The 19,613-nt window shown below is 71.8% G+C and carries 17 protein-coding genes and 2 pseudogenes; 6 read left to right on the top strand and 13 right to left on the bottom strand.

Annotated elements, in window-relative coordinates; all coding sequences use genetic code 11:
• Positions 1-18: 18 nt before the first annotated feature.
• On the bottom strand, positions 19-1,701 hold the full coding sequence (locus ACFWUY_RS36795) for an urease subunit alpha (RefSeq protein WP_384120381.1): 1,683 nt from the start codon (positions 1,699-1,701) through the stop codon (positions 19-21).
• Positions 1,701-2,411, bottom strand: coding sequence for an urease subunit gamma (ureA, locus tag ACFWUY_RS36790; protein ID WP_384120378.1), 711 nt, complete (start codon positions 2,409-2,411; stop codon positions 1,701-1,703). Before ureA ends, ACFWUY_RS36795 begins: the two co-directional genes overlap by 1 nt.
• A 134-nt stretch (positions 2,412-2,545) precedes the next feature.
• Here ureA and ACFWUY_RS36785 point away from each other — a divergent pair, with 134 nt between their 5' ends.
• Together ACFWUY_RS36785 and ACFWUY_RS36780 are read left to right on the top strand one after the other, a co-directional pair.
• Complete coding sequence (locus tag ACFWUY_RS36785; protein ID WP_384120375.1) at positions 2,546-3,967, top strand: cytosine permease; 1,422 nt, start codon at positions 2,546-2,548, stop codon at positions 3,965-3,967.
• A gap of 261 nt (positions 3,968-4,228) precedes the next feature.
• Positions 4,229-5,080, top strand: a pseudogene (locus ACFWUY_RS36780) (MMPL family transporter); the annotation flags it as partial.
• A gap of 178 nt (positions 5,081-5,258) precedes the next feature.
• Here the strand turns inward: ACFWUY_RS36780 and ACFWUY_RS36775 are convergent.
• The 3 genes from ACFWUY_RS36775 to ACFWUY_RS36765 all read right to left on the bottom strand — a co-directional run bounded on the left by ACFWUY_RS36775 (position 5,259) and on the right by ACFWUY_RS36765 (position 7,856).
• The gene (locus ACFWUY_RS36775) at positions 5,259-6,347 is read right to left on the bottom strand and encodes a branched-chain amino acid aminotransferase (RefSeq protein ID WP_384120373.1); all 1,089 of its coding nucleotides are present in this window, start codon (positions 6,345-6,347) and stop codon (positions 5,259-5,261) included.
• A gap of 255 nt (positions 6,348-6,602) precedes the next feature.
• Positions 6,603-7,643, bottom strand: coding sequence for a 3-isopropylmalate dehydrogenase (locus ACFWUY_RS36770; protein WP_384120371.1), 1,041 nt, complete (start codon positions 7,641-7,643; stop codon positions 6,603-6,605).
• Positions 7,644-7,724: 81 nt separating this feature from the next.
• Positions 7,725-7,856 carry a hypothetical protein gene (locus ACFWUY_RS36765; protein ID WP_384120369.1) on the bottom strand — a complete coding sequence of 44 codons (132 nt, stop codon included), beginning with the start codon at positions 7,854-7,856 and terminating at the stop codon, positions 7,725-7,727.
• 290 nt (positions 7,857-8,146) lie between these two features.
• On the opposite strand from ACFWUY_RS36765, the gene ACFWUY_RS36760 reads away from it, so the two are divergent.
• Both ACFWUY_RS36760 and ACFWUY_RS36755 read left to right on the top strand, forming a co-directional pair.
• Positions 8,147-8,491 (top strand): PadR family transcriptional regulator, encoded by a 345-nt coding sequence (locus ACFWUY_RS36760; protein WP_384120368.1) that lies wholly within the window; start codon positions 8,147-8,149, stop codon positions 8,489-8,491.
• Positions 8,488-9,222 carry a hypothetical protein gene (locus ACFWUY_RS36755; RefSeq protein WP_384120366.1) on the top strand — a complete coding sequence of 245 codons (735 nt, stop codon included), beginning with the start codon at positions 8,488-8,490 and terminating at the stop codon, positions 9,220-9,222. The genes ACFWUY_RS36760 and ACFWUY_RS36755 overlap by 4 nt, the downstream gene beginning before the upstream one ends.
• Positions 9,223-9,229: 7 nt before the next feature.
• Here the strand turns inward: ACFWUY_RS36755 and ACFWUY_RS36750 are convergent, their stop codons facing one another.
• The gene (locus ACFWUY_RS36750; RefSeq protein ID WP_384120364.1) at positions 9,230-9,766 is read right to left on the bottom strand and encodes a GNAT family N-acetyltransferase; all 537 of its coding nucleotides are present in this window, start codon (positions 9,764-9,766) and stop codon (positions 9,230-9,232) included.
• Between the two features lie 122 nt (positions 9,767-9,888).
• Between ACFWUY_RS36750 and ACFWUY_RS36745 the strand changes: the two genes are divergently transcribed.
• A complete protein-coding gene (locus ACFWUY_RS36745) occupies positions 9,889-10,776 on the top strand; it encodes an alpha/beta fold hydrolase (protein ID WP_384120362.1) in 888 nt (295 codons plus the stop codon).
• Here the strand turns inward: ACFWUY_RS36745 and ACFWUY_RS36740 are convergent.
• From ACFWUY_RS36740 to ACFWUY_RS36730, 3 genes are all read right to left on the bottom strand, one after another.
• Positions 10,766-11,002, bottom strand: coding sequence for a hypothetical protein (locus ACFWUY_RS36740; RefSeq protein ID WP_384120360.1), 237 nt, complete (start codon positions 11,000-11,002; stop codon positions 10,766-10,768). The genes ACFWUY_RS36745 and ACFWUY_RS36740 overlap by 11 nt on opposite strands.
• Before the next feature lie 124 nt (positions 11,003-11,126).
• On the bottom strand, positions 11,127-12,758 hold the full coding sequence (gene pruA / locus ACFWUY_RS36735) for an L-glutamate gamma-semialdehyde dehydrogenase (RefSeq protein ID WP_384120358.1): 1,632 nt from the start codon (positions 12,756-12,758) through the stop codon (positions 11,127-11,129).
• A 31-nt stretch (positions 12,759-12,789) separates the two neighbouring features.
• Entirely contained in the window at positions 12,790-13,716 is a 927-nt protein-coding gene (locus ACFWUY_RS36730; protein WP_384120356.1) for a proline dehydrogenase family protein, read from the bottom strand.
• 184 nt (positions 13,717-13,900) lie between these two features.
• Between ACFWUY_RS36730 and ACFWUY_RS36725 the strand changes: the two genes are divergently transcribed.
• Entirely contained in the window at positions 13,901-15,013 is a 1,113-nt protein-coding gene (locus tag ACFWUY_RS36725; protein ID WP_384120354.1) for a PucR family transcriptional regulator, read from the top strand.
• On the opposite strand, the gene ACFWUY_RS36720 is transcribed toward ACFWUY_RS36725, so the two are convergent.
• The 4 genes and pseudogenes from ACFWUY_RS36720 to ACFWUY_RS36705 all read right to left on the bottom strand — a co-directional run.
• Complete coding sequence (locus tag ACFWUY_RS36720; RefSeq protein ID WP_384120352.1) at positions 14,940-16,796, bottom strand: protein kinase; 1,857 nt, start codon at positions 16,794-16,796, stop codon at positions 14,940-14,942. The two genes, ACFWUY_RS36725 and ACFWUY_RS36720, sit on opposite strands and share 74 nt — an antisense overlap.
• A gap of 109 nt (positions 16,797-16,905) precedes the next feature.
• Positions 16,906-17,487 (bottom strand): TetR/AcrR family transcriptional regulator, encoded by a 582-nt coding sequence (locus ACFWUY_RS36715; RefSeq protein ID WP_384120349.1) that lies wholly within the window; start codon positions 17,485-17,487, stop codon positions 16,906-16,908.
• 79 nt (positions 17,488-17,566) lie between these two features.
• Entirely contained in the window at positions 17,567-19,156 is a 1,590-nt protein-coding gene (gene serA / locus ACFWUY_RS36710; RefSeq protein WP_384120346.1) for a phosphoglycerate dehydrogenase, read from the bottom strand.
• A gap of 237 nt (positions 19,157-19,393) precedes the next feature.
• Positions 19,394-19,613 (bottom strand): annotated as a pseudogene (locus ACFWUY_RS36705) (ketol-acid reductoisomerase); the annotation flags it as partial.

The raw sequence follows: 19,613 nt of genomic DNA, 5'->3' as shown, positions 1-19,613 counted from the left end.
GAAGAGTCCTAAGCGAGGTCAGAGGAAGTAGAGGCGGTTGAGGGAGACGGATTCGACCGCCTCGGAGCGGATCGGGGACCCGTCGAGGGAGACGAGGCCCGTACGGTCGTCGACCTGGACGTCTCCGACCCGCGAGTTGAGCAGCAGGTCCGCGGGGCCGATGCCGCGCGTGCCGCGCACGGGGACGCGGCGGCGCCGGGTCGGCATCTTGTCGGCGCCGAGGTCGACGGCGGCCTGGGCGACGAACGCGACCGAGAGGTCGGCGGCCGTGGCGCCGTGCCCGCCGAACAGCGGTCCGAGGACGAGCGGTTCGCAGGTGTCGGTGGCGGCGTTGGGATCGCCCACGACCCCCCACGCGGGGAAGCCGGACTTGAGCACCAACTGCGGCTTGGCACTGAAGTACTCGGGCCGCCACAGCACGATGTCGGCCAGCTTCCCGGCCTCGATCGAGCCGATCTCGTGCGCGAGGCCGTGGGCGATCGCCGGGTTGATGGTGAGCTTGGCCAGGTAGCGGAGCACGCGCGCGTTGTCGTCGTGCGCGCCGTCGCCCTCCATGGGTCCGAGCTCGGCCTTCATCTTCCCGGCCATGGCGAAGGTCCGGCGTACGGTCTCGCCGGCCCTTCCCATCCCCTGCGCGTCGGAGGAGGTGATCCCGATCGCGCCGAGGTCGTGCAGGACGTCCTCCGCGCCCATCGTCCCGGCCCGGATCCGGTCGCGCGCCATGGCGGCGTCGCCGGGGAGGTCGGTCTTCAGGTCGTGGACGGAGACGATCATCCCGTAGTGCTCGGCGACCGCGTCGCGGCCGAAGGGCAGGGTGGGGTTGGTGGAGGAGCCGATGACGTTCGGCACGCCCGCCATCTTCAGGACGTTGGGCACGTGTCCACCGCCGCAGCCCTCGATGTGGAAGGCGTGGATCGTACGGCCGTCCAGGACGCGGAGGGTGTCCTCCACGGACAGGCACTCGTTGAGGCCGTCGCTGTGCAGGGCGACCTGGACGTCGTGCTCCTCGGCGACCCGGAGGGCGGTGTCCAGGGCGCGGGTGTGGGCGCCCATGTCCTCGTGGACCTTGAAGCCGGACGCCCCTCCCTCGGCGAGCGCCTCGACGAGGGGCGCCGGGTCCGACGAGGAGCCGCGGGCGAGGAAGCCGATGTTGACGGGCCAGGCGTCGAAGGAGTTGAACGCGTGGCGCAGGGCCCAGGGCGAGTTGACGCCGACGCCCCACACGGGGCCGAACTCCTGGCCGATGACCGTGGTGACGCCGCTGGCGAGCGAGGCCTCCATGATCCGGGGGGAGAGCAGGTGGACGTGGGTGTCGACGGCTCCGGCGGTGGCGATGAGGCCCTCGCCGGAGACGATCGAGGTGCCGGTGCCGACGACGACGTCGACGCCGTCGAGGGTGTCGGGGTTGCCGGCCCGGCCGATCGCGTGGATCCGGCCCTCGCGGATGCCGATGGACACCTTGCGGATGCCCAGGACGGCGTCGATCACCAGGACGTTGCTGATGACGACGTCGCAGGTCTCGCGGACGGCGGCGGCCTTCAGGTGCAGTCCGTCGCGGGCCGTCTTGCCGAAGCCGGCCAGGAACTCGTCGCCCGGCTTCTGGGAGTCCGACTCGACCCGGACGACGAGCCCGGAGTCGCCCAGGACGACGCGGTCGCCGGCGCGCGGGCCGTGCACGGATGCGTACTCGTACGGGTCCATCAGTTGCCCTCCTCGTCGGACGGGACGTCGGCGGTGACGCCCAGGTAACCGCAGGCCGCCGCGCGCCGCAGTGCCTCTTCCTTCGCGCCGGGCGCGTCCAGCGGGCCGTCGACCAGGCCCGCGAAGCCGACGGCGACGCGGGCGCCGCCGATCGGCACGAGCCCGACCTCGGCCGCGCCGCCCGGGTCGAAGCGGAAGGAGGCGCCGGCCGGGATGGCGAGCCGCATGCCGTAGGCGGCGGCCCGGTCGAAGTCGAGGCGCGGGTTGACCTCGAAGAAGTGGAAGTGCGAGGTGACGCTCACGGGGACGGTCGCCGTGTTCCGTACGGGGAGGGTGAGCGCGGGCTCGGACTCCGGGTGTCCGGGGCCGGGCAGCAGCGCGCCGGGCGCCGCCTCTCCCAGGCTGTCGCCACCGATCGGGTCGGAGACGACCGCGAGCCGCGAGCCGTCGTCGAAGACGGCCTCGACGTGGATCTCGGTGACCACGTCGGCGACGCCGGGGAGCACGTCGTCGGGGCCGAGGACCGAGCGGGCGGCCTCGATCGCCTCGGCGAGCCGTTTGCCGTCGCGGGCCGCCTCGCAGACCGTGTCCGCGATGAGCGCGGTGGCCTCGGGGACATTGAGCCGCAGGCCCCGGGCCCGGCGGGCGCGGGCGAGCTCGGCGGCGCCGAAGAGCAGCAGCCGGTCGCGTTCCGTGGGGGTCAGTCGCACGTCCGAAACACCTCCTGTTTGAGCGACACTCTAAATGTTGAGACGCTGTGTTCCAAGCATTGACTCGCCCGGCAGGCACAGGTCACATTGAGCGTCACTCTAAATCCCCGCCGCTCCCGTCCCCAGGAGTCCCCATGCCGATAGAACAGCGCGGAGTCGACACCATCCCCGAGGTCGAACGCACCAGCGGTCCCCGCGACCTCGTCGCGATCCTGCTCGGATCCAACCTCTGTCTGGGGGTGATCGTCTTCGGCTGGCTCCCCGTCTCCTTCGGCCTCGACCTGTGGGGCTCGGTCACCTCCGTCGTCGCCGGCACCCTCGTCGGTGTCGCCGTCACCGCGCCGCTCGCGCTCGTCTCGCTCCGCACCGCCACCAACCTCTCCACCTCGTCCGGCGCCTTCTTCGGCGTCCGCGGCCGGCTCGTCGGCTCGGTGGTGGGCCTGTTGCTCTCGCTCGGCTACACGGCGCTGACCCTCTGGATCGGCGGTGACGTCATGGTGGGCACGCTCGCCCGGCTGACCGGCCTGCCGACCGGCGGCGCCACCCACGCCGCCGTCTACGCGCTGCTCGCCGCCTGCACGGTGGTCGCCGCGGTGTACGGCTACCGGCTGCTGCTCAGGCTGAGCAAGGCCCTCGCCGTCGGCATGACCGTGCTCCTCGCCGTCGGAGTCGTCGCCTACGCCGGGGACTTCACGACGGCGGCGGTACCGGACACCCCGTACCTGCTCGGCTCGTTCTGGCCGACCTGGCTGCTCTCCGCGGTGGCCGCGGGCCTCAGCGGACCGGTCGCCTTCATCACCCTGCTCGGCGACTACACCCGGTACGTCTCCCCCGAGCGGTACAGCTCCGCGAAGGTCTGGCGGGCCACCTCCCTCGGCCTGGTGGTCGGCCTGCTCGTCCCCCAGCTCTTCGGTACGTACACGGCGCTCGCGGCCCGCGGGGCGCTCGACTACGCCGGGCCGCTCATCGCCGCCTCCCCCGCCTGGTACCTGGTCCCGCTCCTGATCGCGGCCACCGCGGGCTCCGTCGGCAACGCCGGTCTGATGCTGTACTCGATGGGGCTCGACCTGGACGCCATCCTGCCGAAGGCCACCCGGGCCCGCGCCACGCTCGTGGTCGCGGCGGTGGCGACCGCCTTCGTCTTCCTCGGCCACTTCGCCTCGGACGCCCAGACGGCGATGACGTCCTTCGTCCTGCTGCTCACGGCCATCGGCACGCCCTGGGCGGTGATCACCCTGATCGGCCACGCGCGGTGCGCGGGGACGTACGACCCGGAGGCCCTCCAGGTCTACAACCGCCGTGCGCGCGGCGGGATCTACTGGTACGCGGCGGGCTGGCACCCGCGCGCCACCGCCTCCTGGGCGATCGGCGCGGCGGCGGGCCTGGCCTCGGTGTCGACGCCCCTGTACGAGGGGCCGCTGCTCGCCCTGACGGGCGGGATCGACTGCAGCTTCGTGGTGTCGGGGCTGGTGGGCGGCGCGCTGTACGCCGTACTGACGCCGAACAGGGCCCCCGGGACGGTGACGGCCCCGGAAGCCCTGGCACCGGCGGAGTAGCGCCGGCGGAGCGGCTGCCTCCGGAGCGGCGCCGCCGACCGGGCGCGTACGTCGGCCTCGCCGTCCACGCGCCACCCGGTCCGCGGGTCGTGCGCCCCTGCCGTACTCCCCCGGTAGGAGTCACGGCCGTGCGCCGCCCCCGGCAGTAGGTCACCACTCGGCCTGCGGTGCGATGAAACCCCCTCCGAGCGGCGGGACTCTGGGATCGACCCGAAGAGGACCGATGGAGGGAGCCCCGATGGAGGGCCGTCGGCCGGGGGGGTGCTGGCCCTGTGGGTGATCGTGATCGCCCTCGCCGGAAAGCTCGGCGGCGTGCAGCGCGACCGTCCCGTCGACTATCTGCCCGCGAGCGCCGACTCGACCCAGGTCGCGAAGATCACCGAGCAGATGCCCGGTGGGGACTCCACCGACCTCGTGCTCGTCCATCACCGCGAGAGCGGTCTGACCGCCGCCGACAAGGCCACCGCCGCCGGAGAGATGAAGAAGGTAGCGGCCGAGCACGCGCTCGCCTCGCCCCCGCGGGCCGTCCCTTCCGAGGACGGCACCACCCTGATGTACGCCGTGTCCGGTACGGAACCCGGTACGGACGAAGTGGCCAGGGACGTCTTCGTCCACGACATCCGTGAGACCGTGAGCGGCGAGGTCGGCGGGCCCGGCGCCCTCGCCACGGACGCGAGTGAGGTCTACGACTCGCTGGACGGTCCGCTCCTCTACACGACCGTCGCCGTCGTGGCGATTCTCTTGATCGTCATTTACCGCAGCCCTTTCCTCTGGCTCGTCCCGCCGGTCGTCGCCGGTGTCGCCGACCACCTCTCGATGGCCGTCACCCACGCCCTCCACCAGGGCTTCGACATCAGCGTCTCCGGCCAGAGCGCGGGCGTGATGACGATCCTCGTCTTCGGTGCGGGTACCGATGACGCGCTGCTGCCGATCTCCCGTTACCGCGAGGAACTGCGCCGCGCCCCACGCCCGTACGACGCCATGGTCGCCGCTCTGCGCGGCTGCGGCCCCGCTGTGCTCGCGTCCTCCGGGGCCGTCGCTCTCGGCATGCTCTGCCTGCTCGCCGCCGACATGAACAGCATCCGGGGCATGGGGCCCACGACCGCCGTCGGAACGGGACCGGGTCCAACTGGTCATCATCGCGTACGAGTCGGGTCTGGTGGCCCCGGGCGGACAAGGGTCTGCTGGAGCGGCCCCCCGTGCTGGGCGCACGGGGGCACGTCGCGGTGCGTCACCGGTGCGGATGGCCGAGTGGGAACGGCCGCGGCCGTTCCCACTCGGCCATCCGTCCCTAGCCGAGCTCGTGCATCCAGCCGTGGACGTCCTCGGCCTTGCCGGTCTGGATGGCGAGCAGCGCGTCGCGCAGCTTCATCGTGACCTCGCCGGGCTCGCCGCCCGACTGCCGCCACTCGCCCCGCTCGGACTTGACCGTGCCGACCGGGGTGATCACGGCGGCGGTGCCGCAGGCGAAGACCTCGGTCAGGGTGCCGTTCGCGGAGTCGGCCTGCCACTGGTCGATGGAGACGCGGCCCTCCTCGGGCTCCAGACCGAGGTCCGCCGCCAGCTTGAGCAGCGAGTCACGGGTGATGCCGGCGAGCAGCGAACCGGTGAGGGTGGGGGTGATCAGCTTGTTCCCGTACACGAAGTACAGGTTCATGCCGCCGAGTTCCTCGACCCACTTGTGCTCCACGGCGTCGAGGTAGGCGACCTGGTCGCAGCCCTGCGCCGCCGCCTCGGCCTGCGCGAGCAGGGAGGCCGCGTAGTTGCCGCCGGTCTTGGCGTCGCCCACGCCGCCGGGAACGGCGCGGACGCGGTTCTCCGAGAGCCAGATGGAGACGGGCTTCACGCCACCGGGGAAGTACGGGCCGGCCGGGGAGGCGATGACCACGAAGAGGTACTCGTTGGCCGGGCGGACGCCCAGGCCGACCTCGGTCGCGATCATGAACGGACGCAGGTAGAGCGAGGCTTCGCCGCCGTGCGCCGGAACCCACGCCTTGTCCTGCTGGACGAGCAGGTCACAGGCCTCGATGAAGGTCTCGACGGGCAGTTCCGGCATGGCCAGGCGGCGGGCGGAGGACTGGAAGCGCCGGGCGTTGGCGTCGGGGCGGAAGCTGGCGACGGAGCCGTCGGGGCGGCGGTAGGCCTTGAGCCCCTCGAAGATCTCCTGGGCGTAGTGCAGGACGTTCGTCGCCGGATCCAGGTGCAGCGGGCCGTACGGCACGAGCGCGCCGTCGTGCCAGCCGCGGCCCTCGGTCCACCGGATGGTGACCATGTGGTCGGTGAAGTGGCGGCCGAATCCCGGGTTGGCCAGGATCGCCTCGCGCTCCGCTTCGGACAGCGGGCTGGAGGAGGGCTTGAGCTCGATCGTGGGCGTCGTCATGAGTGCGTGTCCTTCACCGGTTGTGTGGGGAGGACCGCGCTCACGCCTCAGTCGTCGACCGAGGTCGACAACTGCGTGGACGTCCGAGCATGCCCGCGTGCCGCGGCCCACGTTCGATTATCGCGCGTGGGAACCGGTGCACGAAACGGGTGAACGCGGTCCAGGGTTCGATGGTGACACCCCGCGACCGCACAGGAACAGCCGCCGGGTGCGTGTACGACCCGGCGGCTGCTGTCTGGTGTCAGTAGGCGCGGGTCAGCTCGCTACTCGCGCGGCGAGCGCGTCGCCGATCTCGTCCGTCGTACGGACGGTGGCGCCCCGCTCGGTGAGGTCGGCCGCGACGGCCGCCTCGACCCGGGCGGCCTCGGTCTCGTATCCGAGGTGGCGCAGCAGGAGGGCGACGGAGAGGACGGTGGCCGTGGGGTCGGCCTTGCCCTGGCCCGCGATGTCCGGCGCGGAGCCGTGGACCGGCTCGAACATGGACGGGAACTCGCCGCTCGGGTTGATGTTGCCCGAGGCGGCGACACCGATGCCGCCGGAGACGGCCGCGGCGAGGTCGGTGATGATGTCGCCGAAGAGGTTGTCGGTGACGATCACGTCGAAGCGGGCCGGGTCGGTGACGAGGAAGATCGTCGCGGCGTCGACGTGCAGGTAGTCGGTGGTGACCTCGGGGAACTCCTGGGCGACCTTCTCGAAGGTGTTCGTCCAGAGGTGGCCGGCGAAGGTCAGCACGTTGTTCTTGTGGACCAGCGTCAGCTTCTTGCGCGGGCGGGCCTGGGCACGGGCGAAGGCGTCCCGGACCACGCGCTCGACACCGAAGGCGGTGTTGACCGAGACCTCGGTGGCGACCTCGTGCGGGGTGCCCTTGCGGATGGTGCCGCCGTTGCCGGTGTACGGGCCCTCGGTGCCCTCGCGGACCACGACGAAGTCGATCTCGGGCTGTCCGGCGAGCGGGGTGGCGACGCCGGGGAGCAGCTTCGAGGGGCGCAGGTTCACGTGGTGGTCGAAGGCGAAGCGGAGCTTCAGCAGGAAGCCGCGCTCCAGGACGCCGGAGGGCACCGACGGGTCGCCGATGGCGCCGAGCAGGATGGCGTCGTGCTTCTTGAGGGAGTCGAGATCGGCGTCGGTGAGGGTCTCACCGGTGGCGTGGTAGCGCTTGGCGCCGAAGTCGTACTCCTCGGTCTCCAGCTTCACGTCCTGGGGAAGGACGGCCGAGAGGATCTTGAGGCCCTGGGCCACGACCTCCTGGCCGATGCCGTCGCCGGGAATGACTGCGAGATTGATGCTGTGAGACATGTCGGCACCCTACTCTTCGTCCCATCGTCTGACACGTTACGTCCACCATGTGGACGAATCGCCATGCCGGACGGGGGGCGGTCAGTGGCCGGTGGAGCCGCCGTTGTCACGGCGGTCGAGGGCGCGCTGGAGGGCGGCGGCGGCGTTCTGGCGGGCCTCGTCACTGGGACGGTTGACGGAGTGGCGGACGCGGCGGGCGGTCTGAGTGGCCATGAGGGATCGACTCCTTGAGATCAGTGATGATCCGAAAGTGCGGAGATCAGTGGTGATCGAAGGTGCCGGCAGGGGCGGGGAGCGCCGCCGCAGGGGTTGCCTGCACAAGGGGCGTCGCGCTCTCGACCGCCATTCGCTGATGAAGCGAGACGTTCGGCTCCTACAAAGCTAGGGCAGGAGACCGCGTCTGTCTCCACAATTACTCGGACTTCCTACTATCTGAGACGGCAGACTGTCATGGCATGACTATCTAGTTTGCATTCCTACCTAGCTGGTGATCCAATGCACCCATGGCCGCAGACCGCAGATCCAGCTGGCTCAAGGGAGTCCTCGACCTGCTCGTCCTCTCCCGCCTGACCGACGGAGAGAGCTACGGGTACGAGATCGCCAAGGCGCTCGCCGACGCGGGCCTGGGCGAGATCAAGGGCGGGACGCTCTACCCCGTACTGAACCGCCTGGAGGAAGGCGGCCTGGTGGAGGCCGAGTTCCGCGCCGCCGAGCGCGGCCCGGGACGCCGCTACTACCGGCTCACCGCGCACGGCCGCGCACTGCTCGCCGCCGAGACCGGCGCCTGGCTGGACTTCCACCACACCGTACGGACCATGCTCGACCCAGGGGGGACGACGACACCATGACCACCGACGCCTACTTCACCCGGCTCTCCGACGCGCTGCGGGCCGCCGGCGTACCGGACCCGCAGATCGCCGCCACGATCGAGGACCTGCGCGCGCACCTCGCCGAGACCGCGACCGACCCGGAGGAGGAGTTCGGGCCGGCCGACGGGTTCGCCGCGCGGCTCGGCGGACTCGCCCCGGCACCCGGCGAACCGGACGAGCGGGCGGAGTCCTGGACCTGGACCGCCGACCTCTTCAACGACCGCCGGATGCTCGCCGTCCACGGCGACCAGGGCTGGGAGGTGGAGTCGCTCGACGCGCTCGGCCGGTTCGTCTGCCGCCGCTCCGCGACGGCGACGCTGCGGTGGGAGTACCGCCGCGAGGTCATCGGCGCCCGACGCCGCGCGAAGGTCCTGGCCGAGCTCGAGCCCGAGGGCTGGGAGCTGTGCGGCGAGTGGCTGGTGTACGGCTACTTCAAGCGGCCGCGCGCGGCGACGACGGGCCCCGCGGGCGCACTGGAGGCTCCGCCGGCGGCCCCGCACCGGTGGCTGTTCCTGAGCCGCCGCGGGAAGGCGGCGCTGGCGGTGTGGCTCGTCCTGGTCGGCGGTGCGATGACGGCGTGTTTCATGGGGACGCTCGGCACGGGCGGTCTCGCGATCTCCATCGCCCTCGCCTCCATGTTCTCCGCCCTCTGGACCTCCCACCTGGAGACGGCCAAGGGGCGCGCGGCACAGGACCCGCCCGCCTCCTGACGGTTCCTCACATCACGTCACCGTCCCGCCAGTCGAAGACCAGCGGGGCGGCGGGGCCGGGCAGGGACCGGCCGGCCGCGGAGCGCACGAAGACGGAACCCTCCTCCTCCGGGAGCCGGACGATCCCCTCGGGCCCGAGGGCCTCGATCCGCCCGCTCCAGAGCCGCCAGCCGCGCGCCCGGTAGAGCGCGTCCCCGTCGTCCGAGGCGCTGAGCGCCCCGAAGGCGTACGCGCCGTCGATCACGCGCTCCAGCTCGGCCATGACCAGACCGCCGAGCCCCCGCCTCCTGAGGTCGGCCCGGACGGCGACCCCCTCCACGTAACCGACGCGGTACGAGCGGCCCCGGTGCAGCGCGCGCCGTATGATGACGGCGCCGTGCGCGGCGACGCCCCGCCCGTCCTCGATCCAGGCGTGGACGCCGCCGAGGGTGTGGTCCCAGTCCTCGTCGCCGAAGTGGCCGTCGAAGGCGGTCTCCAGCATCTCGCGTACGGAGTGGAGCCTGGCGGCCCCGACGTCATGGGTGGGCGCGATCCTCACGGTCATGCCCCCAGCCTTCCACCTTCCACCTTCCACGCCACCTAACCCTTCACCAGCCATTGACAGGTTAAGGGCAGCCTGCTTGAGTCGACTCATGACCACTGTCCCGGACTTAAGGGGTTAGAACGATGTCCGTGCTGCCGACCCGTCACCGCACCGTCACCGTCCGCGGACACGAGATCGCCTACCGCGAGGCGGGTCCCGCCGACGCCCCGGCACTCCTCCTGCTGCACGGCTTCCCCACCAGCTCGCACATGTTCCGCGACCTGATCCCACTGCTCGCCGACGACCACCGGCTGATCGCCCCCGACCACCTGGGCTTCGGCCGCAGCGCCGCCCCCTCCGCCGCCGACTTCGACTACACCTTCGCCGAGCTGGCCGCGCTCACCGCCGAGTTCACCGAGGCCCTGGGGCTGGACCGGTTCGCCCTCTACGTCCAGGACTACGGCGCCCCGATCGGCCTGCGCCTCGCCCTCGCCCACCCCGAGCGGATCACCGCGATCGTCACCCAGAACGGCAACGCGTACGAGGAGGGCCTCGGCACCGAGGCCTGGGTCCCGGTCCTCGCCCTGATCGAGAACCGCACCCCCGAGACCGAGGAGCCGGTCCGCGCCATCCGCTCCCTCGACGGCATCCGGTGGCAGTACGAGACGGGCGTCCCCGCCGAGTACCGCGAACTCCTCAGCCCCGACGCCTGGCACCACGACGCCGCCCTGATGGCCCGCGAGGGCCAGGACTCGATCCAGCTCGGCCTGATCGCCGACTACGGCTCCAACTTCGCCCTCTACCCCGCCTTCCAGGAGTACTTCCGCACGAGCCGGGTCCCCCTCCTCGCCGTCTGGGGCGAGGGTGACCAGGTCTTCGTCCCGGCGGGTGCCGAGGCCTTCCGCCGCGACCTCCCGGACGCCGAGATCCACCTCCTGCCGACGGGCCACTTCGCCCTGGAGACCCACGCGCCCCGGATCGCCGAGCTGATCGGTGACTTCCTCGCGCGGCGCGTCCCCCTCAGGCCGTAGCCTTCTCCAGGTCGCGGGCCATGCGCTCCACCCAGTCGGTGAAGGGCTCTCGATGGTGGCCCTCTCCCCCGCGCAGGGCGGCGATCTGCTCCTCCGTGATCCGGTCGGGTCCCGGCACGGTCAGCAGCCGGTGCAGCTCCTTCATCAGGGACACCAACCGCAGCGCGTCGTGGTGCTCGATCGCGTCGACCCCGTGCCCGGGGCCGATCGTCGTCGAACCAGGCATGACGTACCTCCTCACCGAGCCCCCTCCCAGCAGCCTAAGCCCCTCGCATGAGAACCGCCCCCGTCCTCGGTTGGGGGACCGAGGAGGGGGGCGGTGATCAGGGGCCGCTCACGCGGCGGGGGCGTCAGCCCATGTGCGGGTAGCCGTACTCGGTCGGCGGGACCAGCGTCTCCTTGATGGCGCGGGTCAGCGTCCAGCGCATCAGGTTCTGCGGGGCGCCGGCCTTGTCGTTCGTACCCGAGGCGCGGCCGCCGCCGAAGGGCTGCTGGCCGACGACGGCGCCGGTCGACTTGTCGTTGATGTAGAAGTTGCCCGCGGCGAAGCGGAGCTTCTCCATCGTGTACGCGGCGGCGGCGCGGTCACCGGAGATGACCGAGCCGGTGAGGGCGTAGTCCGAGACCGACTCCATCTGGGTCAGCATCTCGTCGTACTTCTCGTCCTCGTAGACGTGGATCGCCAGGATCGGGCCGAAGTACTCCGCCTTGAAGACCTCGTTCTCCGGGTCGGTGCACGCGATGACGGTCGGGCGGACGAAGTAGCCCACCGAGTCGTCGTACGTGCCGCCGGCGATGATCGTGCAGCTCGGGTCGGCCGCGGCGCGGTCGATCGCCGCCTTGTTCTTGGCGAACGAGCGCTCGTCGATGACGGCGCCGATGAAGTTCGACAGGTCGGTGACGTCACCCATGGTGATGCCGTCGACCTCGGCCGCGAACTCCTCCTTGAAGCCGTCGTTCCAGATGGACGCCGGGACGTAGGCGCGCGAGGACGCCGAGCACTTCTGGCCCTGGAACTCGAAGGAGCCGCGGGTCAGCGCGGTCTTCAGGATCGCGCGGTCGGCGCTCGGGTGGGCGACGACGAAGTCCTTGCCGCCGGTCTCGCCGACGATCCGCGGGTACGCGCGGTACTTCTCGATGTTGTTGCCGACCGTCTTCCACAGGTGCTGGAAGGTCTTGGTGGAACCGGTGAAGTGGATGCCGGCCAGGTCGCGGTGGTTCAGGGCCACCTCGGAGACGGCGATGCCGTCGCCGGTCACCAGGTTGATGACGCCCTTCGGCAGGCCGGCCTCCTCCAGGAGCTCCATGAGGAGCACGGCGGAGTGGGTCTGCGTCGGGGACGGCTTCCAGACCACCACGTTGCCCATGAGGGCGGGGGCGGTGGGCAGGTTGCCCGCGATGGCCGTGAAGTTGAACGGCGTGATCGCGTAGACGAAGCCCTCGAGCGGGCGGTGGTCGAGACGGTTCCACACGCCCGGGGAGTTGGCCGGGGGCTGCTCGGCCAGGATCTGGCGGGCGTACGCCACGTTGAAGCGCCAGAAGTCGACGAGCTCGCACGGGGTGTCGATCTCGGCCTGCTGGACGGTCTTCGACTGGCCGAGCATGGTGGAGGCGGCCAGCGTCTCGCGCCACGGGCCGGCGAGCAGCTCGGCGGCGCGCAGGATGATCGCGGCACGGTCGTCGAAGGACATGGCGCGCCAGGCCGGGGCGGCGGCCAGGGCCGCGTCGATCGCGTCCTGGGCGTCCTGCTCCGTGGCGCCGCGGAAGGTACCGATGACGGCCTTGTGGTTGTGCGGCTGGACGACCTTGAACTCCTCGCCGCCGCCGAGGCGCTTCACGCCGCCGATGGTCATCGGCAGCTCGCGCGGGTTCTCGGCCAGCTCCTTGAGCTTGACCTCGAGGCGGGCACGCTCCGGGGAACCGGGGGCGTAGCTGTGCACCGGCTCGTTGACCGGAGCGGGGACCTGGGTGACAGCGTCCATGGTTCGCAGTACTCCTTGTGAGAGGTGGGGCTCAGCCCTTGGTGAGGATGGAGCGGACGAAGAAGAGCAGGTTGGCCGGCTTCTCCGCGAGACGGCGCATGAAGTAGCCGTACCAGTCGGTGCCGTAGGCGGTGTAGACGCGCATGCGGTGGCCTTCGGCGGCGAGGCGGTGCTGCTCCTCGGTGCGGATGCCGTACAGCATCTGGAACTCGTACTCGTCCAGTTTGCGCCCGGCGCGGCGGGCGAGCTCCTGGCCGACGGCGATCAGTCGCGGGTCGTGGGACCCGATCATCGGGTAGCCCTCGCCGTCCATCAGGATCTTCATGATCCGGACGTACGCCTTGTCGATCTCGGGCTTGTCCTGGATGGCGACGGAGGCCGGCTCCTTGTAGGCGCCCTTCACGATCCGGACGCGGGAGCCGTTCGCGGCGAGGCGGCGGGCGTCGTCCTCGGTGCGGAAGAGGTACGCCTGGATGACGCAGCCGGTCTGCGGGAAGTCCTTCCGGAGCTCCTCGTGGATGGCGAACATCGAGTCGAGGGTGGTGTGGTCCTCGGCGTCCAGGGTGACGGTGGTGCCGATCTCGGCGGCGGCCGCGACGACCGGCCGGACGTTCGCGAGGGCCAGCTCGTGGCCTCCCTCGAGCGACTGTCCGAACATCGACAGCTTGACGGACATCTCGGCGCGCTCGCCGAGGCCCAGCTCCTTGAGGCGGCCGACGAGCTCCAGGTAGGCGTCCCGGGCGGCGTACGACTGCTCGACGGTTGTGATGTCCTCACCGACGACGTCGAGGGTGACCTCCAGGCCGCGATCCGCCAGCTCCTGGACGATCGGGACGACGTCGCCGACCGTCTCACCGGCGATGAAGCGGGCGACGACCTGCTTGGTCCCGGGGGCGGCCGACACGAAACGGCGCATCTTGTCGCTGCGCGACGCGGCGAGGATCACGGGACCCAGCACGGGGACCTCCAGAAGGACAGGGATGACGAAGGGTGCCGTACCCGATGTTTCGCAAGAAACCGGGAACAGCACGAAGAACCACCGTGAAACCTATGGATCGCTCCGATCGTCCGCCATCTACAGCTGTCACGCATCCGTGCGCGGCGTCTCATACATATGTCTGAAAGGGTGCGAGAATGGCGGCGTGAAGGGCGATTACCAAGAACTGGTGGACGAGATCTCGGCGCTGCTCGGCGCCCCGGCGACGCTGGAGAACCGCGACTTCGGCCTGATCGCCTTCGGCGCCCACGACAGCGAGGACGACAGCGCCATGGACCCGGTCAGGACCCGCTCGATCCTGACCCGCAAGTCCACCCCCGCGGTCCGCGCCTGGTTCGAGGGCTTCGGCATCACCCGGGCGACGGGCCCGGTCCGCATCCCGGCCGCCCCGGACGCCGGGGTGTTCCGGGACCGCCTCTGCCTTCCCGTACGGCACCGGGGCGTCGTCCTCGGGTACGTCTGGCTGCTCGACGCCGAGCCCGGCCCCACGCCCGCCCAGCTCACGGCCGCGATGGAGGTCGCCACCCGGATCGGCGACCTCCTCGCCGGTGAGGAGCGCGCGGACGCCGACCTCTCGCGCGAGTTCGCCGCGGTCCTGACCGCCGGGCGCGGCTGGCAGAGCGACATGGCCGTCGCGGCCCTCCGGGCGGCCCTCGGCCCCGGCGCGGACGGTCTGCACACCGTCGTCTGCGTGACCCCCTGGCAGGGCGAGCCCCCCTCGATCCGGGCGGTCCCCGGCGTGGCGGCGGTCGCCACGCTCCCGGAGGGCGCGTCCCTCGCCGTCCTCGTACGGCTGCGGACGGCCGAGGACCTCTCCCCCGCCCACACGGCCGCCGACCGGCTGCGCGCCACCGCCCCGGCCGGCATCGCGACCCCCCGCCGGGGCCTCGCGGAACTCCCGGCGGCCTGGCGCGAAGCCAACACGGCGGCCCGTGCGGCCATGGCCCAGCCGAAGCTCGGTCCGGTCGCGGAGTGGGCCGGGATCGGCCCGTACCGCCTCCTGGCGGCGCTGTACCACCCCGAGATCGACCCCGTCGTCGCACCGCTGCTCGCCCCCGCGCACGCGGAACTGGCCCGCACCGCAGAGGCGTTCCTCGACAACGCGGGCCAGGCCGGCCGCACGGCGGCGGCCCTCGGCATCCACCGCCAGACCCTCTACTACCGGCTGTCCCGGGTCGAACAGCTCACGGGCCTGGACCTGGACGACGGCGAGGACCGCCTCCTGCTCCACATGTCCCTGAAGTCCGCCCGGCTGTAGCCCCGGGGCTCATCGGACGGCCCTGCCGCGGAAGGCCCGCGCGCCCGGGGTCACCGGACGGCGGACGGCGCGGCGTCCCGCAGGTCCCACCACCGGGGATCCCACTGTCAGCGCCCCGCGGAGTCACGCGTGGCCCAGGTGTGCACGAGGCGCCCCTGGTCGTCACCGAGGACGAGTTCGACGTGTCCGTTCCAGCGCGAGTGCAGCCGAGCCGGGTGTACCGGCCGGGCGGCGGTTCGGGAAAGGGCCCGGAGGACAGTCCGCCGGGATGGAGGACGCACCGGTCGCCGGTGAGGACGACCAGGGCCCCGTCGGGCAGCGGCACCACGCCGAGCACCGGGCCGTGGCCCCCGTCCGGCACGCGCCGCCGGCGGCCGGCGGCCGAGCCCGGGCTGCGCCAGACGGCGCCCGTCCCGTCGACGGCGGCGAGACCGCCGCAGGCCACGGCGGCCCGCACGGACACCAGGTCCGCGGGAGCGCCGGGGAGCGGCGCCCAGGTCGCCCACTCCCCGCCGCCCAGGTCGTCACGGTGCCAGCCGGTGCCGTCCCGGTCGACGGCGTACAGCCGGTGCGCGGTCCACGGGGCCCCGGCGGCGGCGATGTCGGTCGCCGGGGCCGTGCCGGGCGTCGGGACGGACTCCCACGCCGACCAGTCCTCCGCCGGTTCACAGGTCTTCGGGTCCACGGCCGGCGACCGCTGCCACAGCCGCCCGTCGCGGTCCAGGAGCCACAGGTGCTGCCGGTACGTCTCGGGGGACCCGGCGGCCAGGGCACGCGCGGGCGCCGGTCCGTCCATGCCGTGCCAGCCGCTCCAGCCGGGGCCCGCGTTCCAGCCGCGACACAGCCCGCGGGAGTCGGCGGCGAACACCTCCAGATGCGGGTCACCGTACGAGGCCGCCGCGAGCGCCGCGTACGGAATGAGCAGGGTGGAGGCGAGCGGCTCCGTCGTCGCCAGGCCGCGCAGCCGGCGCGCGGCCTCCCGCGCGGTCGGCCGGCGCGCCGGATCGGTGGACAGCAGCTCCCCGGCCAGGGCCGTCGCCCGCGGCTCCGCGCCGGAGGCCGTGAGCGCGTCGACGACCTCCCGGGCCAGCCGCAGGGCCTCCTCCGCCCGCGGCTCGGTGACGCGCGAGGGCAGTCCGCCGAGCAGGCACTGCCCGAGGACCATGCCCAGCGCCCACAGGTCGTCGGCGGGCCGCACCTCACGGCGTCCCGCGCCGGGCGGCGCCAGCCTCTGCGGCGACATGGAGGAGGGCGTGCCGCCCAGATCCTGGGCGGCGGTCTCCCTCAGGGCCGTGGCCACGTCGAAGTCGGCGATCTTCCACAGACCGCGGCAGCGCACGATGTCGCCCGGCTTCAGGTCCGCGTGCGCGAGGCCGCGGGCGTGGACGTGCTCCAGCGCCTCGGCCACGCCCGCCAGCGCCGCGACCGCCTCGTGGGACGGCAGCGGGCCCGCGGCGTCCAGGTGGTCGCCGAGCGAACGGTCGCCCAGCTCCATCACCTGCACCAGGCAGCCGGCGTACGGCCCCTCACCGGCGAGGAACGCGTCGACGTGCGCGACCGCGTGCGGGCGGCCCATCAGCCGCTCCTGGACGCGGATCTCGTCCAGCGCGCGCCGGCGCTGCTCCGCGTCCCCGCGCACGTAGTAGATCTTCACCGCCCGGTGCTCGACGTGCCCGTCCATGTCCGGTCGCACCCGCCGGGCGGGCAGCACCCGCGCGAACTGCCCGCTCCCCGACGGAGCGGCCTCGTCGACCAGCCACTCCCCCACCCGCGTCTCGGTCACGGCGGGAGTCTGGTGCTCCGGGCGGGACGGGACCCGGGGATCGGGGACAGGAGTGGGGGCGGGACGGTTCCGCGAGGGACCGCGCCGGGGTCCGCCGGCCGGCGGACCGTCAGCCGCCCTCCCCCATCAGGACCTTGAGCCCTTCCGTGAGGTCGTCGGCGCTCGGTGCCGTGTCCGGGTCGACCATCCACTGGATCATCACCCCGGTCGCCAGGGCCTGGCAGAGCAGTCCGGCCACCCGGGCCTTCTCGGGGTCCGCCTCCGGGTCGATGCCGAGCATGCCCTCGGCGATGCCGAGCCGGCCCTCCCGCTGCGGTTCCTTGATGGCCTCGCGCAGCTTCTCGTCGTCGTCGAGCCGGGTGACGACCTCGGTCTGGAGCTTCCAGACCGGGCGGCTGGCCTCTGCGGCGCCGATGAGCTGCGCCCACATCGCGCGGAAGCGCTCGTACGGATCGGACTGGAGGCGTACAGCGTCCTCGCTCCCGCCCGGGACGGTGACCCGCTCGCCCCACTCCTCCGTGAGGGCCAGGAACGCCTGCTGGAGCAGGGCGTCCTTGGAGCCGTAGTGGTAGCCGATGGAGGCGAGGTTGGTGCCCGAGGCGGCGACGATGTCGCGGGCCGTGGTGCGCCCGTACCCCTTCTCCAGGAGGCAGCGCTTGGCGCCTTCGAGGAGGTCTTCCTTGTGTCCCATGACAGCACTGTACCCGGCCGCTAGACACCTGTGTAAGACAAGTGTCTAGCGGCCGGGTACGAGGCTGTGGAGCCTTACGTCAGACCAGGTTGACGGAACGGGCCGAGGTGGCGCCGATCTCCGCCGCGATCTCCGCGAGCACCGGCGCCGGGAGCGTGTCGTCCACGGTGAGCACGACGAGCGCCTCGCCGCCCTCCTCCGCGCGGGAGACCTGCATGCCGGCGATGTTCAGACCGGCCTCGCCGAGGATCCGGCCGACGGTGCCGACGACACCCGGGCGGTCCTCGTAGCGCAGCACGACCATGTGGTCGGCGAGCGCCAGGTCCACGTCGTAGTCACCGACCGCGACGATCTTCTGGAGGTGCTTCGGGCCGGCCAGCGTGCCGGAGACCGCGACCTCCTCGCCGCTCGCCAGCGTGCCGCGCACGGTGACGACGTTGCGGTGGTCGGGCGACTCGGAGCTCGTCGTCAGCCGGACCTCGACGCCGCGCTCCTGCGCGAACAGCGGGGCGTTGACGTACGACACGGTCTCGTCGACCACGTCCTCGAACACACCCTTGAGCGCCGAGAGTTCGAGCACCTTCACGTCGTGCTGGGTGATCTCGCCGTACACCTCGACGTCGAGACGGGCCGCGACCTCGCCCGCGAGCGCGGTGAAGATCCGGCCGAGCTTCTCGGCGAGCGGCAGACCCGGCTTCACGTCCTCCGCGATGACACCGCCCTGGACGTTGACCGCGTCCGGGACGAGCTCACCGGCGAGCGCGAGGCGCACCGAGCGGGCGACGGCGATGCCGGCCTTCTCCTGGGCCTCGTCCGTGGACGCGCCGAGGTGCGGGGTGCAGACGACCTGGTCGAGCTCGAAGAGCGGGGAGTCCGTGCAGGGCTCCTTCGCGTACACGTCGAGACCCGCACCGGCGACCCGGCCCTCCTTGAGGGCGGTGTACAGCGCCGCCTCGTCGACGATCCCGCCACGCGCGGCGTTCACGATGCGGACGGAGGGCTTGACCTTGTGCAGCGCCTCGTCACCGATGAGACCGAGGGTCTCCGGGGTCTTCGGCAGGTGGACGGTGATGAAGTCGGCGACTTCGAGCAGCTCGTCCAGGGCAAGCAGCTTCACCCCCATCTGGGCGGCGCGGGCGGGCTGCACGTAGGGGTCGTACGCGACGATCTTCATGCCGAAGGCCGACATCCGCTGGGCGACCAGGACGCCGATGCGGCCGAGACCGACGACGCCGAGGGTCTTCTCGCTCAGCTCGACGCCCGTGTACTTGTTGCGCTTCCACTCGCCGTTCTTCAGCGCGGTGTTGGCCTGCGGGATGTTGCGCGCGGTGGCGACGAGCAGACCGCACGCGAGTTCGGCGGCGGTGACGATGTTCGAGGTCGGCGCGTTGACGACCATCACGCCGGCCTTGGTGGCGGCGGAGACGTCGACGTTGTCCAGACCGACACCGGCACGGGCGACGACCCGCAGCTTGTTCGCGGCGGCGAGGGCCTCGGCATCGACCTTGGTCGCGGAACGGACCAGGATCGCGTCCACGTCGGCGATGGCGGGGATCAGCTCGGCGCGGTCCGCGCCGTTGCAGTGCCGGATCTCGAAGTCCGGGCCCAGCGCGTCGACGGTGGCGGGCGACAGCTCTTCAGCGATGAGTACGACAGGTTTCGAGCTCACGTGAGTCCTCACAGATCCAGTGCGGACGGCCGTCCCGACGGCCGCAGGCGGTGGAGGGGGCTTGCCGCGTGAAAGCGCACGACGCTGTGGGCCTGAACGCGAATGTTGTTGAAAGTGTAGTGGTGCTCGGGCGCGGTTCATGCGCCTCGGTGGAAGGATCACCCGTCCGTGGTTGGACGGGGTGTCCAACGATGCGGGAAGGGGCCGGACACAGTGTCCGGCCCCCGCCCCAGAGGCTTACGCCTCCTCGTCGTTCACCCAGCTCATGAGCTTGCGCAGCTCCTTGCCGGTGGTCTCCAGGAGGTGGTTCTCGTCCTGGGTCTTGTACTCGTGGTACTTCTTCAGACCGCCGTGGTACTCGGCCATCCACTCCTTGGCGAAGGTGCCGTCCTGGATCTCCGCGAGGACCTTCTTCATCTCGGCCTTGGTGGCGTCGGTGATGATCCGCGGGCCGGTG

The organism is Streptomyces sp. NPDC058664 (assembly GCF_042716635.1).
Lineage (GTDB): Bacteria > Actinomycetota > Actinomycetes > Streptomycetales > Streptomycetaceae > Streptomyces.
The sequence above is the reverse complement of the archived record's forward strand: the minus strand, read 5'-3'. Positions and strand labels throughout refer to the sequence as shown.